Annotated in this window: 13 protein-coding genes; 6 read left to right on the plus strand and 7 right to left on the minus strand. The window is 33.7% G+C overall.

Features of this window, described 5'->3' with window-relative positions:
- From UMM65_RS09015 to UMM65_RS09025, 3 genes are read left to right on the plus strand one after another with little or no spacing between them, the layout of a single operon-like run.
- A complete protein-coding gene (locus UMM65_RS09015) occupies positions 1–1386 on the plus strand; it encodes a methylmalonyl-CoA mutase subunit beta (protein WP_321976175.1) in 1386 nt (461 codons plus the stop codon).
- Complete coding sequence (gene scpA, locus UMM65_RS09020; RefSeq protein WP_321976176.1) at positions 1386–3473, plus strand: methylmalonyl-CoA mutase; 2088 nt, start codon at positions 1386–1388, stop codon at positions 3471–3473. The genes UMM65_RS09015 and scpA overlap by 1 nt, the downstream gene beginning before the upstream one ends.
- A gap of 56 nt (positions 3474–3529) precedes the next feature.
- Positions 3530–3733, plus strand: coding sequence for a hypothetical protein (locus tag UMM65_RS09025; protein WP_321976177.1), 204 nt, complete (start codon positions 3530–3532; stop codon positions 3731–3733).
- Between the two features lie 15 nt (positions 3734–3748).
- Here UMM65_RS09025 and UMM65_RS09030 read toward each other — a convergent pair whose 3' ends face one another.
- The 6 genes from UMM65_RS09030 to UMM65_RS09055 form a co-directional block, all read right to left on the minus strand.
- Complete coding sequence (locus UMM65_RS09030) at positions 3749–4600, minus strand: CvfB family protein (RefSeq protein WP_321976178.1); 852 nt, start codon at positions 4598–4600, stop codon at positions 3749–3751.
- Between the two features lie 235 nt (positions 4601–4835).
- A complete protein-coding gene (locus UMM65_RS09035; protein ID WP_321976179.1) occupies positions 4836–5195 on the minus strand; it encodes a cupin domain-containing protein in 360 nt (119 codons plus the stop codon).
- Between the two features lie 3 nt (positions 5196–5198).
- A complete protein-coding gene (locus tag UMM65_RS09040) occupies positions 5199–6803 on the minus strand; it encodes an amidase (protein WP_321976180.1) in 1605 nt (534 codons plus the stop codon).
- A gap of 46 nt (positions 6804–6849) precedes the next feature.
- Complete coding sequence (locus UMM65_RS09045) at positions 6850–7134, minus strand: hypothetical protein (protein ID WP_321976181.1); 285 nt, start codon at positions 7132–7134, stop codon at positions 6850–6852.
- A 108-nt stretch (positions 7135–7242) separates the two neighbouring features.
- Positions 7243–8025, minus strand: a complete 783-nt coding sequence (locus tag UMM65_RS09050; protein ID WP_321976182.1) for a hypothetical protein — start codon at positions 8023–8025, stop codon at positions 7243–7245.
- A 128-nt stretch (positions 8026–8153) separates the two neighbouring features.
- Entirely contained in the window at positions 8154–10397 is a 2244-nt protein-coding gene (locus tag UMM65_RS09055) for a transglycosylase domain-containing protein (protein ID WP_321976183.1), read from the minus strand.
- Between the two features lie 213 nt (positions 10398–10610).
- Here UMM65_RS09055 and UMM65_RS09060 point away from each other — a divergent pair, with 213 nt between their 5' ends.
- Together UMM65_RS09060 and nhaA are read left to right on the plus strand one after the other, a co-directional pair.
- Positions 10611–11126, plus strand: coding sequence for a DUF2892 domain-containing protein (locus tag UMM65_RS09060; RefSeq protein ID WP_321976184.1), 516 nt, complete (start codon positions 10611–10613; stop codon positions 11124–11126).
- Positions 11127–11141: 15 nt separating this feature from the next.
- Positions 11142–12458: a Na+/H+ antiporter NhaA gene (gene nhaA / locus UMM65_RS09065; RefSeq protein ID WP_321976185.1), complete on the plus strand. Its 1317-nt coding sequence runs from the start codon at positions 11142–11144 to the stop codon at positions 12456–12458.
- A 105-nt stretch (positions 12459–12563) separates the two neighbouring features.
- Here nhaA and UMM65_RS09070 read toward each other — a convergent pair whose 3' ends face one another.
- The gene (locus tag UMM65_RS09070; RefSeq protein ID WP_321976186.1) at positions 12564–12821 is read right to left on the minus strand and encodes a type B 50S ribosomal protein L31; all 258 of its coding nucleotides are present in this window, start codon (positions 12819–12821) and stop codon (positions 12564–12566) included.
- A gap of 120 nt (positions 12822–12941) precedes the next feature.
- On the opposite strand from UMM65_RS09070, the gene UMM65_RS09075 reads away from it, so the two are divergent.
- A complete protein-coding gene (locus UMM65_RS09075; RefSeq protein ID WP_321976187.1) occupies positions 12942–13964 on the plus strand; it encodes a glutaminyl-peptide cyclotransferase in 1023 nt (340 codons plus the stop codon).
- The last annotated feature ends 36 nt before the right edge of the window (positions 13965–14000 follow it).

Raw genomic sequence — 14000 nt, forward strand, 5'->3', positions numbered from 1 at the left:
ATGAACGATTTTTTATTTAACGAATTTGAACCGATTTCTTCTAAACAATGGAAACAAAAAATTCAGTTTGATCTTAAAGGAGCCGATTACAATGAAACCTTGGTATGGGAGTCTAACGAAGGCATTAAGGTAAAGCCTTTTTACCACCTAGACGATGTTGACTTTTTGAATATCAATTCTAAAAAAAAACAGTTTTCAGTTTGTCAATCTATTTTTGTATCTGATGGAAAAACTGCCAATTTTTTAGCAAAAGATGCCCTGAAACGGGGAGCAAATGCCATAGAATTTGAGGCTAATGAAATTTTTGATGTTGAGCAACTATTAAAGGGACTCTATCTTACTGACGATAGTAAAAAGATACTACAAATCCACTTCAAACTGAACTTTCTTTCGGCGGATTTCTTAACAGAACTTATTGAAAAAACTTCTGATTTCACCATATTTCTTAACACTGATATTATCGGTAATCTTGTCAAAACAGGAAATTGGTTTAAAAACAATAAAGAAGACCATACTGTTTTAGAAAACATATTAAAAAAAGCAACAAAAAACACGAATGTACTTTCTGTAGATGCCGGACTTTATCAAAACGCAGGGGCAAATATTGTTCAACAGGTAGCTTATGCCTTGGCCCATGCCAATGAATATTTGAATGCCAATAATGATACTGTCATTCAGAGCGAGAGCGAAGAATCTATTCAATTTAACTTCTCTATTGGCGGCAACTACTTCTTCGAAATAGCTAAACTAAGAGCATTTCAATATTTATGGGAAATTTTAACCGAAGAATACGACTTAAATATAAAAGCGAACCTATTTGCAAAACCAAGCTTGCGTAATAAAACATTATATGATTATAATGTTAATATGTTACGTACCACAACAGAATGTATGAGTGCTATTTTGGGTGGGGCAGATGTGATTTCCAATGTTTCTTATGACAGTTTATATCACAAAAAAAATGAATTTGCAGAGCGAATCGCCAGAAACCAACTTTTGATTTTACAAGAAGAAAGTTATTTTAAACAAGCCAATCAATTTGCAGATGGCTCTTACTATATAGAATCATTGACCAAACAATTTGCAGAAAAAGCGTTGGAATTATTTAAAGACATAGAAAAAAACGGTGGATTTTTAAAGCAATTGCAAGCTGGAACAATACAGCGTAAAATAGAAGAAAGTGCTACAAAAGAACAGCAACAGTTTGACAATGGTGAAATAGTATTGTTGGGAACAAATAAACACCCAAATATAGATGATAAAATGAAGTCTGAATTAGAGCTGTATCCTTTTGTAAAAACCAAGCCAAGAAAAACAACTATTAAACCTGTTATTGCGAAGCGTTTGGCAGAGAAATTAGAACAGGAAAGATTAAGCAAAGAATAATGCCAAGAAAAAGTGTCCGACATATAAAACTCAGAACTCAGAACTCAGAACTTTTATCCGTCCGTAGTTCTAGCGAAGGCGGGCAGAATTTTCCACACGAAAACTTTGCTGCTGGAATTCCACCTTATTTACGTGGGCCTTACTCAACTATGTATGTACGCCGTCCTTGGACTATCAGACAATATGCAGGTTTTTCTACCGCCGAAGAAAGCAATGCTTTTTACAGAAGAAACTTAGCGGCAGGTCAAAAAGGACTTTCTGTGGCTTTTGATTTAGCCACACACCGTGGTTACGATTCTGACCATGAACGTGTACAGGGGGATGTCGGTAAAGCGGGTGTTGCCATTGACTCTGTGGAGGATATGAAAATTCTTTTCGATCAAATTCCACTCGATCAAATGTCCGTTTCAATGACCATGAACGGTGCAGTGTTGCCTATTTTAGCATTTTATATTGTAGCTGCCAAAGAGCAGGGGGTAAGCGTTGCAGATTTATCTGGAACTATCCAAAACGATATTCTCAAAGAATTTATGGTGCGTAACACCTATATTTATCCGCCAACGCCGTCAATGAAAATCGTTGCTGATATTTTTGAATATACCAGTAAAAATATGCCTAAATTCAATTCAATTTCAATTTCGGGTTATCATATGCAGGAGGCCGGAGCAACTCCTGAAATTGAACTGGCTTATACCTTGGCGGATGGACTGGAATATTTAAGAACAGGTACAGAAGCGGGAATGGATATTGATACTTTTGCCCCAAGATTGTCCTTTTTCTGGGCAATTGGAATGGAACATTTTAAAGAAATTGCTAAACTTAGGGCGGGGAGAATGTTATGGGCTAAAATAGTCAAACAATTTAATCCTAAAAATCAAAAATCATTGGCGTTGAGAACGCATTGCCAAACTAGCGGATGGAGCTTGACCGCACAAGATCCATTTAATAATGTGGCAAGAACTGCCGTTGAAGCTATGGCTGCTGCATTTGGAGGTACACAAAGTTTGCACACAAACGCTTTAGATGAAGCCATAGCACTACCTACCGATTTTTCGGCTAGAATAGCCCGAAATACGCAAATTTACATTCAAGAAGAAACCAAGATTACAAAAACCGTTGACCCTTGGGGAGGTTCTTATTATGTGGAAGAATTGACTGAAAATATTGCCAATGAAGCTTGGAAATTGATTCAAGAAGTAGAAGAATTGGGAGGAATGACCAAAGCTATTGAAAAAGGAATCCCTAAAATGCGAATTGAAGAAGCGGCTGCTAAAAAACAGGCCAGAATTGATAGTAGACAAGATATAATTGTTGGGGTAAATAAATATCAACTTAAAGAAGAAGATGTTTTAGACACGCTTGAAGTTGATAATGATGCCGTCAGAAAGTCTCAAATAGAGAGGTTAAATACCTTAAAATCGACTAGAAATCAGGAATTAGTCCATAAGGCTCTGGAAAATTTAAGTACTAGTGCCAAAACGGGTACTAAAAATTTGTTAGCTTTGGCAATAGAAGCTGCCGAACAAAGAGCTACATTGGGTGAAATATCTAGTGCATTGGAAACTGTTTTTGGTAGATATAAAGCAAAAATTAATTCAATTACGGGCGTGTATAGCAAAGCAATACAAGAGGACGAACATTTTAAAAAGGCGGCAGCTCTATCTGATAAATTTGCTGAACTGGATGGTCGTCGTCCTAGAATAATGGTTGCCAAAATGGGACAAGACGGTCATGATCGCGGAGCAAAAGTAGTTGCCACCAGCTTTGCTGATCTTGGTTTTGATGTGGATATCGGTCCATTGTTCCAAACTCCAAAAGAAGCGGCGAAACAGGCTATTGAAAATGATGTACACGTACTGGGAATTTCCTCCTTGGCTGCAGGCCATAAAACGTTGGTTCCACAAGTTTTAGAGGAGCTAAAAAAATATGGAAGAGAAGATATTATGGTCATTGCAGGCGGTGTTATTCCCCCAAAAGATTATCAATTTTTATTTGACGCGGGTGTAGTAGGTGTTTTTGGTCCTGGTACTAAAATTTCCAAAGCTGCCATAGATATTTTGGAAATTTTGATTGAGAGTGTAGATTAATAATTTTGGTTCTATAAATTTTCCTTACCTTCACATAACATAAAATTAAAATAGTCATGAATAAAACAATCAAATCCGTTTTATTAATTGTTGGAATTATCCTCTTAGGTTATGGAATATATACCATGGTTAAACCAGAAGCGTCATTAGATTTAGGGGTAATTAAAGCTGAAACACAAGATAATACTAATGCTTATATCACCATTGGATTAGGAATTGTAGCCTTGTTGGTAGGCTTATTAGCGGGTAAAAAAGTGTAAGGGTAATTTTTACACCTAATTATTTAGGTGTTTTTTTAAGGCTTTAATTCCAGTTTCTTCTAAAGAGATAATCTTATTTTTATAAAGAAATCCTATCGCTTTTTTAAATGCTTTTTTGCTTATTCCTAATGTTGAGTAAATATCCTCTGGAGAACTTTTATCCGTTAAAGACAGAAAACCGTTGTTTTTTTTGAGTTCCGTCAAAATCAAATTACTGTTTACGTCATTGAATTTCCTATAACCAATAGGTTGTAGAGAAATGTCAATATGATTGTCTTCGCGGACTTTTTTTACATAACCTTTGATTTTATTACCAATATTTATGGGTGCAAAAACTTCATTTTCATAAACAAGTCCTTCATGTTCGTTATTTATTATAACCGCATAACCCAAATCCGTTTGTTTATAAACTAACAAATCAACCTCTTGTCCTGTCTCTACTGTAATATTTATATTTTGCAATTGCTTTTCAATGTTACTACTTGCAAAAAGTCTGTTTGTGGTTTCATCTATATCTAAATACACAACATACCATCTGCCTTCTTTCATTTCTTGTTTTTGTTCACTAAATGGTACTAGTAAATCTTTATCTAGTCCCCAATTTAGAAAAGCACCTACCTTAGTTAAAGCCACAACTTGAAGCAATGTGAATTGATATAATTTTATCTTTGGTTTTTGTAAGGTAGCTGTTTTTTTTCCTTCATTGTCATGATAGACAAATACTTCAATAGACTGGCCTAATTCAGATTTTTCTGGAGCATACTGCTCTGGTAATAATAATTTTTCATTGCTTTCATCTCCTAAAGTCAATCCCTTATCTGTCTTTTCTAAAATCGTAAGCGTATTGTATTTTCCTAAAGCAATCATAAAACTAATTTTTGCGAAAATACAGTTTCTTTTTATGATAAAGTACTGTTGTTGTCCGATAAAATTTTTTAGTAACCTTCCAAACTCCTACCAAATAAGGTTTTTTTTAAGATGTTACCCCTCTGGGGCTTGCTTTTTATTTGTTACAGTTTTGTTACAAAGATTTCCTCCCTACTGGATTTTTTAGCTCCAGAGGAGCGAAATTTAATCGGACAATAGTGATAAAGTTGAGGAATTAAATAATATCAAAATTGCGTTTAGTCAGTTCATGATTGATTTCACCGGTATGTTTTATGGACGAAGGTTCAAAAAGCAATACTAAAACTTCATTTTCAGCAATCGGTTTGTGTTCTATCCCTCTTGGGATGATGAGCATTTCACCTTCTTTTAATTTGACTGTTCTATCTTTGAACTCAATAATTAATGTACCTTTTATGATAAAAAACAGCTCATCCTCATCTTTATGATTGTGCCATACAAACTCCCCTTTCAATTTGGCAATTTTTACATCTTGCCCATTGAGTTGCCCAATAATTTTTGGCGACCAATGTTCTTTAAAAAGAGAAAATTTATCTTTTATATTGATAACATCCATAAACTAATGTTCTAGAAATTCGGGTGCTTTTCGGTGTTTGGTACCTTGTTCGTAAGCGTAGGCAATTTCAATAAGCGTGGGTTCGCTCCAGGCTCTTCCAAAAAAGGAGATTCCCACAGGTAGCGTATCCACAAAACCCATTGGTACGGTAATATTTGGGTATCCTGCTCTTGCAGCAGGTGAAGAACTTCCCAGTCCAAAAGAATCACCGTTAATATGATCCGTTTTCCAAGCAGGGCCGCCAGTTGGAGAAATGATGGCATCTAAATTATGTTCGTCCATCACTTTATCAATTCCATTTTCTCTTGCTCCTTTAAGCATTTTTTCTAGTGTTTCTTTATATCCATCGCTATCCAAACCTTCTTTTTCAAGTGCCATTTCTAAATAACGCTGGTTGTAAAATTCCATTTCAATGGAATCTTTTTTATTGAAAGCTATTAATTCTTCCAGATTTTTAATTTTAGCATCCTTGCCTAAGGATTTAAAATACTCATTAAGCCCGTTTTTATATTCGTAAAGCATTACTTGAAAAGATAATCCGCCAACATTGTTATCGGATATTTTGTCAATTTCAACTACTTCCGCTCCTTGATTTTTAATAAAATCAACAGCTTCTTGAAAAATGGTATCTACTTTATAATTTCGGCCCAATGGAGCGGTATAAATACCAATCTTTTTTCCTTTTAATCCATCTTCTTTTAAAAATTCGGTATAATCCCTTTTAATATATTCTTTACTTGCCAATGTTTTACTATCCTTATTGTCAACTCCAATTAAAGCACCCAGACAAATAACGGCATCGGTTAATGTCCTAGCCATAGGGCCAGCAGTGTCTTGGGTAAACGAAATAGGAATAATGCCCGAACGACTTATCAAGCCGACCGTAGGTTTTATGCCCACAATGCCATTATTGTTGGAAGGACAAACAATAGAACCATTAGTTTCAGTGCCTATTGCCAATACGGTTAAATTAGCTGAAACGGCAACGCCAGACCCAGAGCTTGAGCCACATGGATTTCTATCTAAAACATAAGGATTTTTAGTTTGTCCGCCAATACCGCTCCAACCACTTGACGACATTTCACCCCTAAAATTGGCCCATTCGCTCAGATTGGCCTTGCCAAGAATAACGACTCCGGCTTCACGTAATTTTTTTGCTACGTAACTATCCCGCAAAGGTTTGGATTCTTGTAAAGCTCTTGATCCGGCTGTGGTGAACATATTATCATGTGTATCAATATTGTCTTTCAGTATAACAGGTATTCCATGTAGTGGGCCTCTAGATTTATTTTCTTGTAACTCTTTGTCTAGTTGCTCGGCAATTGACAACGCATCGGGATTTATTTGAATGATGGAATTTAATTGTGGACCATTTTTATCAATATTTTCAATTTGTTTTATATAGCTTTGAATTACTTCCGCAATTGTAAATTCTTCATTATTATAACCTTCTTGCAGTTCGGCAATGGTAATTTCTTCAAATTGAAAATCAGTTGAACGGGTTGGTTTATTATTGCTTTTATCAGATTTGCAAGAAATAAATAAGAATAAAAAGGTAATTACTATTACTTTAAAATACCAAGTGTTGGTGACTGTAAATAGTTGCATACTTTTGAAAATAAGAAAGTTATGCAATAAAGATACTTAATTTTATTTATTTTAGACTGTCTAGATGCTTTTGAACCTGTTTAGAAGATTCATCAATAATTATCCATTGATGATTACAGGTTGTGTTGTGTTCTTTTTTCCATTGGGCATAAGTACCATATTCATCTACTTCTCGGGTACTGATTAATTCTACTTTTTTTCCAAATAAAGAACGCTCAAAATCTTGAACTCCACAAATGGAACACATTCTCCAGATGGTTGTACTTGATAAAATTAATGCAAGCAATAAAGCGAAAATTAACATGACCACATATATTGACTTGATTTTCATTTTTGATGTATTATATAATATTTGAGGCGAAATATTTTTTGAAATATAAAATAAAAAAACCGAAATATCTATAAGACACTTCGGTTTCTAATTGAATTGATTAATATATTATTCATCATTTTTGGTAAGCATAGCTGTTTGTAATGCAGCTTCTTTAGTACTTAATGTAAAAGTATATTTATCATCTAACAATACTTGCATCAATTTTCTGTCATCACTAACCCAATAGTATGCTGGTTTAATGCCATCACCTTGATGTACAAACTTATGCAGTTTTATGTCCTCACCATTAATATTGGTTTTGGTAGTACCCAAATAATTTATGGTTTGGTTTCTTCTTACATATAATTTGGTTTCATCCAAAACATTGAATTTAAATGTACCCTTTCTATCAAATGGTAATTGCGGAACTATAGCCCATACATTAAATGAAGGAACTGTTCTGGGAGGTAATTTTAATGTGGTATTGTATTTAGAAAATGCAAACTTTTTAAAATCAGGATCAACTTCTACTTCATCTTTAAAGTCACCTTTAAAATGCCAAAACGACGTTTCGTTTTTATCGATTTTTATACGCTCACCTGTAAAAGTGACATCCTGTATGTTAACATCAATTTTACCATCAAAGGAAAATTTTGAAGCCATTACCATCTTATCAGAATCACAAGTTGTTTCTAAATTAAAACTCAATGGTTTGTTTCCAAAAGTTGCGTTTACGTTTGTAGTTAACTCAACTTTACCAGCATATTCTGTAGATGTTTCTTTGTTAATACTAATATAACCATCTGTGTCTGGGCTGGTATAGTAATACATTTTTTCGACTTTTTCTTGTGAAAAGACGTTAAAAGATAGGTACAATAGACCTATCAATAAGGGGAGTTTTTTAATCATAGTGTTATGTGTTTTAGGTTAAAATTAAAAATTGCATTTAACTCTACATTATTAAAACAACTAAGTGTCTAATATTCCTACCTAAAAGTAAGTTTATTTTAAATAATAAGTAAATATACAATAAAAGTTTATTTTTTATTATTTCTCTTGGCCTTTCTTTCCGCTCTACGCTTTTCTCTTTCCGCTTTTCTCTTTGCCCTGCGTTGCTCTTTTTCTAAAGTAGTATTGTCTTTGCCAAAAAGATTTTCAAAAAATAAATTGAATTTGGAATCCTCTAAAAAGTCTTCACAATCTAAGGCATCGGCAAATTGTTCTGGGAGAGGAGCAAAAGATGTACTATACTTTTTCTGTACATTTTGTAAGGTTTTTCCTACTAATGGTAAAGCTAACTTACTGCCCGATCCGTTTGTGCCAGAGTTAAATCTAATACTAGGTGAAGATGCACCAACCCTAGTCACAACTACTAGTTTTGGAGTATAGGCGGCAAACCAAGCATCTGCATAATCTTGCGATGTTCCTGTTTTTCCGGCTATTGGAATATTTATACCGTATTTATTTTTTAAGGAAGTTCCAGTTCCTTCATTTATTGCTTTTTCTAACATTTTTGTGAGCAATATGGATGTATTTCGGCTGATGACCCTTTCTCTTTCATTGGGTTTTAGCAATTTATTATTATAAATAACTTTACCATTACTGGTTTTAATGCTTAATATAGTTTTAGGTTGAATTAGATAACCACCGTTTGCAAATGCACTGTAGGCTTTACTTAACTCATATATGCTTGAATTTGCAGTACCTAAAGCTACGGACGGTTTTTTTGGCAATTCTTGGGTAAAACCTAAACCTTTCCATAATTTTTCTAAATTCCCGAAAGGAATATTTAAAAACAAGTTTACGGTTGGGATATTCATTGATTTTGCCAAAGCGGCAGCCATAGAATAATTTCCCCCAGTTGAATTGTCATAGTTACTGGGTTGCCAATTACCAAAATCAGAAATAATTAAAGTCTTATTATCTAAATAGGAGCATGGTGTAATACCTTGTTCTAAAGCTTCTGCATAAAGAATGGGTTTAAAAGTAGATGCAACTTGACGTTGTGCGAAAATTTGGTCATAGGGTTGTGTGCCAAAATCTATACCACCAACCCATGTTTTAACCGCACCTGTTTGCGGATCTAAAGCTAGTAGACCAGCATGTAATAAAGTTAGAGAATGTCTTAAACTATCACGTATGGAAACAGAATCGGTGTAAATACCATCCCAAGAAAAAAGTTCACGTTGTAGCTTTTCATCAGCTTTTGTGGTCAATTTTAAACGTTCTAATTCCTTTGATACCAACTTATTAAGCACCTTACGGCTATTACCCGTTCGGTACTGTTTGCGTAAGCGGTTTTGCATTACACTTAAATGATTTTTAAAAGCGTTAAGGGCTTGGTTTTGTAAATGCAAATTAAGGGTTGTGGTTATTATTAGTTCATCGTTATTTACAGTAAGATTAGTGCCGTTGGTTGAATTGTATTCTTTGAGAATTTTTTTGACCTCATCTTTAACCTGAACCAAAAAATAATTTGCGGGACCTTCGGATTCTAAATTGGCATAATCTAATTGTAATGGTATTTCCTGTAAAGAGTCTTTAAGGTGAGGGGTAATGTACTCATATTTTTCCATTTGAGTTAATACCACATTTCTACGTTGTATAGCATTATCTGGATAAATTCTAGGATTGTAGTAGGTGTTTGCTTTTAACATTCCCACTAAAATAGCAGCTTCTTCAATTTTTATTTCTTCAATGGGTTTGTTAAAAAATCGCCTTGATGCCGCTTCAACGCCCAGTACATTTTCCCCGAAAGGAACAGTGTTCAGGTACAATGTTAAAATATCTTCTTTAGAATATATTTTTTCTAGCCTATAAGCTAAAAAGGCTTCTTTGCTTTTATTGACCAACATACTTAATGGACCGTGATTTTTACGACCGTACATATTCTTTACCAATTGCTGGTTTATTGTGCTACCGCCACCGGAATTTTTATCTTGAAAAAGTATGGTTTTAAAAATTACTCTTAGCAAACTACGGGAATCTACACCGTCATGTTCAAAATATCTGGCATCTTCCGTAGCCACCAAGGCATCAACTAAATGTTTTGGTATTTGTTCGTATTTAATATTTGTTCGGTTCTCGGCAAAAAATTTACCCAGTAATTCCCCTTCTTCAGATAAAACCAATGTGGCTGTCTGATTTTTAAATTCTTTTAATTCTTCTATGGTATGAATTGGTCCAAAAACCCCGTGATATACTGAAGTTAAAAAAAGACCGAACAAAATGATTATTATTAAAAAACCGATAAGTAGATATTTTAATATTTTTTTGAGCATATAACTTATTTCAGAATGTTTTTGCTTTTTTTAAACGTTGACTTTTTTTCAATATTTTTAACGGAAATGCCAGTTGTACACATTTTATGAACAGTTTAACAAATTAGTATAATCTTTAATTTCTACGTAATCTTTGAGGTATAAATCTTTTAATCTTACCTTAGAATGCGTAATTTTGCAACCCTAATTAAAATTTAACAAAAATAATCTAAAATGTTTCATAAATACATAAAATTAGTAATTGCCTTAGCTATAGTAGTTTGGGCTGGTTTTCAATTTGCAGAAAAGCATATTGGTAATGGTATAGCTTTGTTGTTTTTAGCTGGAATTTTCATTTTCTTTTACTTTAAAAATGAATTTATATTACTTGCTTTTATGCGATTGCGTAAGCAGGATTTTGCCGGAGCACAAAAATGGTTGGGTTTTATCAAAAATCCTTCTGGAGCGTTGGTGCGTAAGCAAGAAGGCTATTATAATTTTTTACACGGTATTTTGGTCTCTCAAACTAATTTGACACAAGCGGAAAAATATTTTAAAAAGGCATTAAGCTTAGGTTTATCCATGAGCCATGATGTGGCTATGGCAAAGTTACAATTGGCAGGTGTTGCCATGACCAAAAGGAGAAAACGTGAAGCAACTAATTTAATTGCAGAAGCCAAGAAATTAGACAAACATGGTGTGCTGAACGAGCAGATTAAAATGATGAAACAGCAAATGAAGAAAATTTAACAAAACTTATAACTAATGATTAAAAAAGTGCTGCTGACACCATTTCAAAAGTTTGTTAAAATTGAAAGTTTTAGCGGTATTTTGTTATTATGTGCTACTGTTATTGCCCTTGTCTGGGCAAATTCGCCTTTTAGCGATTATTATCAATCCCTTTGGCAGTACAAATTAGGTTTCACTTCAGAAAGCTTTGAGCTTAGCAAGCCTTTGATCCTTTGGGTTAACGATGGTTTAATGGCTGTTTTCTTTTTCTTGATAGGTTTAGAGATTAAGCGTGAATTTCTTATAGGTGAGTTGAATTCTGCAAAGAAAATCGCTTTCCCATTAGTAGGTGCCTTGGGAGGCGTATTAATACCGGTATTACTTTATTTAGTACTTAATCAAAACCCGGAAACCGTTAAAGGCTGGGGAATACCAATGGCTACGGACATTGCCTTTGCACTAGCGGTATTAAATGTACTGGGCAATAAAGTTCCATTAAGTCTTAAAATATTTTTAACTGCTTTTGCCATAGTGGATGATATTGCTGCGGTATTGGTTATTGCCGTTTTTTATACTTCTGGAATAGATTTGACCATGTTGATAGTTGCAGTACTATTATTGGGAGTTTTGTATTTTTTATCGTACAAAGGTTACTATTCAAAATTTATATTGGTAAGTTTAGGAATAATTGTTTGGGTTTTATTTTTAAAATCGGGCATTCACCCAACGCTTGCCGGTATTTTATTGGCATTATCGGTACCTGTAATGCAAAAAATAAAAACGGAAGATTTTATAGATAATCTTCAAAATATTACCAATAATATTAAACAGGCTAGAGTATTAGATAAGCCCATCCTTTCAAATGAGCAAATTGAGTCTATTGACAATTTGGAGGATTGGACTAATAAATACCAATCGCCTCTACAGCATCTGGAGCATAAATTGCACGATTGGGTAGCCTATTTTATTATACCGGTATTTGCCTTGGCCAATGCTGGAGTAATGATAAATAGCGATATAGCGTTTGAAAACGCTCTTATTATAAATATTATTATTTGTTTGGTGTTGGGTAAAAGTATTGGTATTTCTACGGTAGTTTTATTTGCCAAAAAGTTAAAGCTGATACAGGTACCAAGTGATATCAGTAACCGACAAATTATAGGTGTATCATTTTTGGCGGGTATCGGTTTTACCATGGCTATTTTTATTGCAAGTTTAGCTTTTTCTGACAGTCCGCAATATATAGATTCGGCTAAAATTGGTATTCTAATTGGTTCTTTGCTATCTGCTGCAATTGGATTTTTTATTTTGAGATTTGGATCGAGTTCTGCTAAAACCGGACATGAGCACTAAAAGTTGTGTTGTTTTTAAGATTTAATAGTTTGAGATAAATTTCCATAAAAAAAACCTCGAAATTTTATTTCGAGGTTTTTTTGTAAAATTATAAATTCAAAAAAATTATTTCTTCTTTTTGAATTTGTCGTATTTGTTTTTGAACTTATCAATTCTACCAGCACTATCAACCAGTTTTACTTTACCAGTGTAGTATGGGTGTGAAGTTCTTGAAATTTCTAATTTAAGTAAAGGATACTCAACACCTTCAACTTCTATCGTCTCTTTTGTTTCAGCGGTTGACTTGGTTAAAAAAACATCATCGTTAGACATGTCCTTAAAAGCTACCATTCTATAATTTTCTGGATGAATTCCTTTTTTCATCTTATTAGTTTTTTAAATGTTAAATTAAAATAGCTTAGATAAATAAAATCGCTTTGCTATTTTGAGAGTGCAAATTTAATACTATTTTTGAAAATTCAAACATAATACATAGTATTTTATATGAAAAAGCATAAAATAATTTTATCGTTGGTTTTAATAACATTTTTTTTAGGTTCATGCGGTAACACATATGAGTTGCAATTAACATCGCCAAAGAGTTTAAAAATCAATGAAAAATTAACGGTTTCTGTTTCCGAAAAAGAGAACAGGCCAATAGATTCGGTACGTTATTATTTAGACGGTAAACGATTATCGGGTAATAAGGATATTGATATTTCCGATAACAAATTGGGCAAACATGCCATTTCGGCAACAGTTTTTTATCCCGAAGGCCAAAAAAAACTGACCAATACCATTGTGTTTTTTGCGGAAAAATCCCCAGAAATATATACGTATGAAATTGTAAACGAATACCCACATGACGAAAATGCCTTTACACAAGGGCTGGAATATCATAATGGGTTTTTATATGAAAGTACTGGTCAAACAGGTGAATCTACATTACGTAAAGTGGAATTGAAGACTGGGAAAGTGGTACAAAAAATTGATATTGACAAGAACTTGTTTGGTGAAGGGATGACCATTTTTAATAATAAAATCTACATGTTAACTTGGCAAGGTGGAAAAGGTTTTGTTTTTAATCTTGAAACTTTTGAAAAAGAAAAAGAATTTCATTACGCTCAAAGCAAAGAAGGTTGGGGTTTGACACACAATTCCGAAAAATTGATAAAATCTGACGGAACAGATAAAATTTGGTTTTTAAATCCTGAAACAGGTGTTGAAGAATCATACATTGAGGCTTACACTGTTGACAGGGCAGTTCCGAAGTTAAACGAGTTGGAATTTATTGATGGAAAAATTTACGCCAACGTTTGGCAACGAAATAGCGTTGTAATGATAAACCCTGAAACAGGGGCATTGGAAGGTATTGCAGATTTAAAGGGTTTACAAGATAAAGTAGGGCAAAAAGGAGACGATAAGGTATTAAACGGTATTGCCTATGATGCTGAAAACGACCGCCTTTTCGTTACAGGTAAAGACTGGAACACTTTATTTGAGATAAAACTCAACAAAAAACAATAAACGGAATAGTATAAAGTTATAGGGTATAAAGCAATA

This window comes from Aureibaculum koreense (assembly GCF_034296135.1).
GTDB lineage: Bacteria > Bacteroidota > Bacteroidia > Flavobacteriales > Flavobacteriaceae > Aureibaculum.